The organism is Hyphomicrobium sp., assembly GCF_035572195.1.
Taxonomy (GTDB): Bacteria; Pseudomonadota; Alphaproteobacteria; order Rhizobiales; family Hyphomicrobiaceae; genus Hyphomicrobium_B.
Genome location: NZ_DATNBA010000062.1, coordinates 1 through 6,077 on the forward strand (window position 1 = coordinate 1; position 6,077 = coordinate 6,077).

General features: G+C 59.6%; 7 protein-coding genes and 1 pseudogene. 3 read left to right on the forward strand and 5 right to left on the reverse strand.

From position 1 onward, the window contains the following. Window positions 1–195 (reverse strand): annotated as a pseudogene (locus tag VN623_RS06100) (hypothetical protein); the annotation flags it as partial. Window positions 196–331: 136 nt separating this feature from the next. Continuing rightward, window positions 332–853 carry a DUF2269 domain-containing protein gene (locus VN623_RS06105; protein ID WP_325569168.1) on the reverse strand — a complete coding sequence of 174 codons (522 nt, stop codon included), beginning with the start codon at window positions 851–853 and terminating at the stop codon, window positions 332–334. 94 nt (window positions 854–947) lie between these two features. Here VN623_RS06105 and uvrA point away from each other — a divergent pair, with 94 nt between their 5' ends. Both uvrA and VN623_RS06115 read left to right on the forward strand, forming a co-directional pair. Further along, the gene (gene uvrA / locus VN623_RS06110; RefSeq protein ID WP_414653175.1) at window positions 948–3,968 is read left to right on the forward strand and encodes an excinuclease ABC subunit UvrA; all 3,021 of its coding nucleotides are present in this window, start codon (window positions 948–950) and stop codon (window positions 3,966–3,968) included. Between the two features lie 22 nt (window positions 3,969–3,990). Next, on the forward strand, window positions 3,991–4,386 hold the full coding sequence (locus VN623_RS06115; protein ID WP_325569170.1) for a DUF302 domain-containing protein: 396 nt from the start codon (window positions 3,991–3,993) through the stop codon (window positions 4,384–4,386). Between the two features lie 42 nt (window positions 4,387–4,428). On the opposite strand, the gene VN623_RS06120 is transcribed toward VN623_RS06115, so the two are convergent. From VN623_RS06120 to VN623_RS06130, 3 genes are all read right to left on the reverse strand, one after another. Then, complete coding sequence (locus VN623_RS06120; protein WP_325569172.1) at window positions 4,429–4,698, reverse strand: hypothetical protein; 270 nt, start codon at window positions 4,696–4,698, stop codon at window positions 4,429–4,431. A 235-nt stretch (window positions 4,699–4,933) separates the two neighbouring features. After that, window positions 4,934–5,137, reverse strand: a complete 204-nt coding sequence (locus tag VN623_RS06125) for a DUF2892 domain-containing protein (RefSeq protein WP_325569174.1) — start codon at window positions 5,135–5,137, stop codon at window positions 4,934–4,936. Window positions 5,138–5,194: 57 nt separating this feature from the next. Next, the gene (locus VN623_RS06130; protein WP_325569176.1) at window positions 5,195–5,383 is read right to left on the reverse strand and encodes a hypothetical protein; all 189 of its coding nucleotides are present in this window, start codon (window positions 5,381–5,383) and stop codon (window positions 5,195–5,197) included. Between the two features lie 217 nt (window positions 5,384–5,600). Here VN623_RS06130 and VN623_RS06135 point away from each other — a divergent pair, with 217 nt between their 5' ends. Continuing rightward, entirely contained in the window at window positions 5,601–5,960 is a 360-nt protein-coding gene (locus VN623_RS06135; RefSeq protein ID WP_325569178.1) for a hypothetical protein, read from the forward strand. Window positions 5,961–6,077: the final 117 nt, after the last annotated feature.

A 6,077-nucleotide genomic window follows, 5' to 3' on the forward strand; every position in this document is an offset into this window, starting at 1 on the left:
CAGCGCCGCCTGCGCCAGGCGATGATCGACCTGACTGAAGGGCACGCCATTCGTCCACGAGAAGTAGAGGTTGCGCGCCGTTGGGATCGCGGCGGCAACAGAAACGGCCAGCACGAAGAGCTTGATCAAAGTCAGCGTACGCTTCACGGGATGGGTGGGACTGGAAAGATTGAGAAGAGAAGACGTATCGCTCATCGTGCGGCCCCCGTCGAAATTTGATGCATCTCGAAATTTGATGGCATTACTATAACGGCGATGTGGCGGAAGACATACCGCGTGCTGGATGATCGTTCAGCGGGAAGCGACGCGGGCTCGGTCGGGCGCGCGAACGTCAAATTTTCTGGATCATCACGTAAATATTGAGCAGCGGCAGGACCGTTGCCAGGGCGCCCCAGATGTACCACCGCCGGTTAAGCCGCCAATAGCGTTCAGGAATTTCGCCGCCGTTCTCGAAGGTGCGCGCGAGCCGTGCCTGGGCGATTTGAATAGGTATCAGTATCGCAGCCCAAATGATGCCCGATGCTATAAACAGCGCAAGACCGAGCCTCAGCCACGACGTCGTTGCGATATCGAGACCCGCAACGCCCGCCATGCCAAAGCCGCCGATCAGAATCAGAATGACGCCGCCGAACGTGAAGATCCAATCGGTAAGCGTAACCAGACGCTGCGCGAAGGCGATGACCTGGGGCCGGGCCGTCAAATCGGCGCGGTATTTCCAAACTCCCGTAACGATAATGTTTCCGAGGAAAAGCACGATACCGAGGACGTGCAGCATCTTGAAAACTTGGTAGGTCAGCATAAGTGCCTCGTCCCATTGCTCGACCTGAACGTCGGATGTTAATAGGGTTAACATTTACTGTCGAGCGTGTGTTTTCCCGAAAGTTGCAGGAGCCGATTGGCCATCCGTCACGTTGCTGTGGCGAGGACGTCCGGGCTAATGAGCGAGCATGAGCAAACAGGCAAAAAAGCCCTCCGTACGCCCGGGCTCCGAATTGATGAAGACGATTCATGTCCGGGGCGCGCGCGAGCACAATCTGAAAAACGTCGATCTCGAAATCCCGCGCGACGCGCTCGTCGTATTTACGGGGCTTTCGGGTTCGGGGAAATCGTCGCTCGCCTTCGACACGATCTACGCCGAGGGGCAGCGCCGCTACGTCGAAAGCCTGTCGGCCTACGCGCGCCAATTCCTCGAGATGATGCAGAAGCCGGACGTCGATCATATCGACGGGCTGTCGCCCGCCATCTCGATCGAACAAAAGACGACGAGCAAGAATCCGCGTTCGACCGTCGGCACGGTCACGGAAATCTACGACTACCTGCGCCTGCTGTTCGCGCGCGTCGGCGTTCCCTATTCCCCGGCAACCGGCCTGCCTATCGAAAGTCAGACGATCACGCAGATGGTCGACCGCGTGCTGGCGCTGCCCGAGGGCACCCGGCTGTTGATCCTGTCGCCGGTCGTGCGCGGCCGCAAGGGCGAGTACCGCAAGGAAATTGCCGAGTGGCAGAAGAAGGGCTACCAGCGCCTAAAGGTCAACGGCACCGTTTACGACATCGGCGACGCGCCGAAGCTCGACAAGAAATTCAAGCACGACATCGATGTCGTCGTCGACCGCGTCGTCGTTAAAAAGGATCTCGGTACGCGCCTCGCGGATTCGTTTGAGCAAGCGCTGAAATTGTCCGACGGCCTCGCGATTGCGGAGTTTGTCGATAAGCCACTCTCGAAGGCAGAGACCGAGGGCGCCAATAAATCCAAAAACGATACGCATGAACGCATAATTTTCTCGCAGCGATTTGCGTGTCCGGTCTCAGGCTTCACGATCGACGAAATCGAGCCGCGGCTTTTTTCGTTCAACGCGCCGGCGGGCGCCTGCCCCGTGTGCGACGGGCTCGGGTCTGAACTCCGCTTCGAGCCGGACCTTGTCGTGCCCGACTCGACGCTTAGCCTCGAGAAAGGCGCCATCTATCCCTGGGCGAAGACCGGCGTTTCGTCGCCCTACTACGAGCAGACGCTCGAAAGCCTCGCCAAGCACTACAAAGTTTCGATGAAGACGCCGTGGGAGCGGCTGCCGAAACACGTGCAGCTCGCGATCCTCTACGGTTCGGGCGATGAAGAGATCGTCTTCACCTACTGGGACGGCACGCGGAATTATTCGACCGAAAAGCCGTTCGAAGGCGTCATCGGCAATATCGCGCGCCGCTTCAAGGAAACGGACTCGGATTGGGTTCGCGAAGAACTGTCGCGCTATCAGGGCGCGCACCCGTGCGAAGCCTGCGGCGGCTATCGCCTGAAGCCGCAAGCGCTGGCGGTGAAAATCGGCGGCAAGCACATCGGCGAAGTCGGTGATCTCTCGATCAAGGCAGCGAACATATGGTTCGAGGAGATTCCGAAGACCTTCACGAAGCAGCAAATCGAGATTGCGACGCGCATCCTGAAGGAAATTCGCGACCGGCTGAAATTTCTGAATGACGTCGGCCTGCAGTACCTGACGCTGTCGCGCGCGTCCGGCACGCTCTCGGGCGGCGAAAGCCAGCGCATTCGGCTCGCTTCGCAAATCGGCTCCGGACTGACGGGCGTGCTTTACGTGCTCGACGAACCGTCGATCGGGTTGCATCAACGCGATAACGCGCGCCTGCTCGAAACGCTCAAGCACCTGCGCGACATCGGCAACACTGTCATCGTCGTCGAGCACGATGAGGACGCGATCATGACCGCCGATCATGTCGTCGACATCGGACCCGGCGCCGGCATCCACGGCGGCCAGGTCATTGCGCAGGGTACGCCACAAGACATCATCGATTCACCCGAGAGTCTTACCGGCGAATATCTCTCCGGCGTCCGCTACGTTCCGATCCCGAAAAAGCGCCGCGCGCCAGATAAATCGAAAATGCTGACCGTCGTCGGGGCGCGCTCGAACAATCTGAAGGACGTGACGGCCTCGATCCCGGTCGGGCTTTTCACCTGCATCACCGGCGTCTCGGGCGGCGGCAAGTCGACCCTGTTGATTGATACGCTATTCAGGGCCGTGGCGCGCAAGCTGAACAACGCCAAGGCGCATCCGGGCGAATACGACAAGATCACCGGCATCGAGAACTTCGACAAGATCATCGACATCGACCAGTCCCCAATCGGACGCACGCCGCGCTCGAACCCGGCGACGTACACCGGCGCCTTCACCCCGATCCGCGAATGGTTCGCGGGTCTTCCCGAAGCCAAGACGCGCGGCTACGAGCCGGGGCGCTTTTCGTTCAACGTCAAAGGCGGGCGCTGCGAAGTTTGCCAAGGCGACGGCGTCATCAAGATCGAGATGCACTTCCTGCCCGACGTTTACGTGACGTGCGAGGAATGCAAGGGCAAGCGGTACAATCGCGAGACGCTCGCCGTCACGTTCAAGGAAAAGTCGATCGCCGACGTGCTCGACATGACGGTCGAGGAAGGTGCGGAATTCTTCAAGGCCGTGCCGTCGATTCGCGACAAGCTCGAAACCCTGGCGCGCGTCGGCCTCGGCTACATCCACATCGGCCAGCAGGCGACGACGCTGTCGGGCGGCGAGGCGCAGCGCATCAAGCTATCGAAAGAGCTATCGCGGCGCGCCACGGGCCGCACGCTCTATATCCTCGACGAGCCGACGACGGGGCTTCACTTCCACGACGTTTCGAAGCTCCTCGAGGTGCTGCACGAGCTGTCGGACGCGGGGAACACCGTCGTCGTCATCGAGCACAATCTTGAAGTCATCAAGACGGCCGACTGGGTCATCGATCTTGGTCCCGAAGGCGGCGATGGCGGTGGGACGATCGTTGCGGCGGGCACGCCCGAGGACGTCATGAAGGTGAAAGAGAGCTATACCGGGCAATATCTGAAGCCGGTGCTGGCGCGCGGCGCGAGTAAAAAATCCGCGCCGGGCGGCCGGCTCGATGAAGGAGAGTCGCCCGTCGCAAACAAAAAGCTCAAGAAGCAGGCGGCGGAGTAGTCCAACTTTTGCGAGGACGGCCATGACCGACAACGGCCTTGTCACCATTGCGAGCCGCTTTCCCGTCGCTGAGACGATCGAACGGCTAATGGCAGCCATCACGGCGCGCAACATGCTCGTGTTCGCGCGCATCGATCACGCTGGCGGCGCGGCGAAAGCCGGAATGAGCCTCAGACCGACGGAGCTGCTGATTTTCGGCCATCCCAAGGGCGGCACGCCGCTGATGCAGGACAAGCAAACCGCAGGCATCGACCTGCCGTTGAAGGCGCTGGCGTGGGAAGACGCCGACGGAAAGGTCTGGCTGACATTCAACACCGCATCGTGGGTTGCCGAGCGGCATGGACTGGATGACGGCGGCGCAGCGGTGAAAGCTATGGATCAAATGCTGCCCGCGGTCGCGAAGGAAGCCACGAGCTAAAGGCGGCGGGGTAGAGTACTCCGCCGTCCCTAGGCGCTGCTATCAATACCCGTATGGTCCATAGTAGCGGCGCGGCCCGTAATACACGTAGGCGCCATCGTAGCCGTAGTCGTAGCCACGATAGCCCCAGCCAGGGTCGCTCTCGCGGCCGTATCTGCGCAGTTTCTCCCTATCCTGCCGCGAGAGGTAATACCCCGCGCGGTCCTTCGCCCTGGCATTCTCGACGCTACTGATCGAGTCTGCCTGCGCGACGGGAGTAATGAATACCATCATCACTGCCGCGCCAGCGGCGGCGGCCAAATTCCATTTCATAACTCAACTCCTAAATCGTGCGCGCCCAAGCGCCGGCTAGTCAGACGTGGGGACGCAATAGTTGCTGTTTATGAAACGCTTCGCCGGTTCGGCTGTTCCAATGCATGAGGCGGCAAATCGACGTGCGCCGATCGCCGAGGTTGTTCAATTTCGCCGCGCTCGCGCCGATGTGATCGCCCGGCTCAGGGCTTAATCGACGAAGCCGCCAAGCGGAGCAATCGAGAGCGACCAGCCGTCAGTTGAATGCCTGACCGGTCGGAAACCCCATCCGCTTGAACACGATAGCGGCCGGGCAGAACCCCGTGAAGGCCGACTGGACCAAGTTGGCGCCCACGAACACCGTGAGCAACAACCACCAGGGCGATACGAGGTACGCGAGTGCCACTGACAGCAGAACCATTACGCCGGCAAACGCAAACACCGCCTTGTCAACAGTCATAGGAACCTCCCTGCGCGATACGGCCACCGCTCGCGAGATTACGCCCTGAGCTACGGCTCAGGCGAGCCTATTTCGGATGTAAATCGCGACTGCGGATGAAATCAGCCAGAAGCCTCCGCCGATCCCCAGCACGCCATACTCCTCCGGCGTCCCGCCGCCGAAGAGCTTGAGCAGCGCCATCACAAAACCAACCAGCCCGCCCAGGAAAAGGAGCCAAATTATTCCGTCAAGCAATGACTTCTGCATCGGACCCTCCGTTGAAATCATCCGTCTTCACGAGCGGATATTACTCTATCCGCATGCGGAACGATACTGGCGAAGCGGAACCATTTGAACGCCGCCACCGTGGAAGGTGACGGACGCTGCAGTGAACCACGTGGCGGTGGCATAGAGCGGCCGACAAAAATTTGTTATTGCGAAAACCCCATGCTACGTATACGTCCTTATGCTGAGGAGACAGAAAATGTCAGGTGGCGGCGGGGGAAGCGGCGGGTTTGTGCCCAGCAAACCAATTGGCAAGGGGCAAAAGAAGGGTGGAGGCGATCCCTGCGCTATAAGCATAACTCTCCCATTGTCAGCGGTCGATCCCAAGAGCGCCTCACAGCTTAGTGTCGGCGAGAAACTCGAAGTCGTATTGGTGGAAGAGAAGACCGCCGATGTGGTGGTCGCCAAAGATTCAAAACGCGGAAATACAATTGTTGGCTCGGTCGCCTACAGCAATGTGCAAGAACTTATCGACTGTTTGAAGGAAGGAAACGAATACAACGCCACCGTTCGAGAATGTTCAAAAACCAGCGTAAAGGTACGCATTTCTCGAGCATGAAGGTCATAGGCGGCGTATATTCCGAGTACTGTTATGATCCGAACTGGCATCAGATCTACGGATCGGGTGGTCGTGGCGCAGCTACATTGCGCCGGCTCGGCGTACAGAACGTCGAAT